Here is a 331-nt window from a genome sequence, read left to right on the forward strand (position 1 = left end):
CTTCATTCGGATCAAGGATGGCATTATCAATTAAAGTACTATAGAGATATATTAAAAGAAATGAATATTAAGCAAAGCATGTCTCGTAAAGGTAATTGTCACGATAATGCCCCTATCGAGAGCTTTTTCAATCTGCTTAAAAGAGAGTGTCTTTACAGGTATAACATTCTTGATTTAGATCAGTTAAAGCAATTAGTTGATGAATATATTAATTGGTATAACAATGACCGAATTTCTTTAAAAAGAAAAGGATTGTCTCCTGTTGAATACAGGGAACAATCCATGATTTCTTAAAACTTATAAAAATGTCTAACTTTTTTATTGCACTTCA

1 protein-coding gene is annotated in these 331 nt (G+C 29.9%); it reads left to right on the plus strand.

Going from position 1 to position 331, the window contains the following annotated elements; translation table 11 throughout:
• A partial coding sequence (locus FC88_RS05950) for an IS3 family transposase (RefSeq protein ID WP_157060438.1) occupies window positions 1-294 on the plus strand: 294 nt, incomplete at its 5' end.
• Between the last annotated feature and the right edge of the window lie 37 nt (window positions 295-331).

The organism is Companilactobacillus futsaii JCM 17355, from assembly GCF_001435505.1.
GTDB lineage: Bacteria > Bacillota > Bacilli > Lactobacillales > Lactobacillaceae > Companilactobacillus > Companilactobacillus futsaii.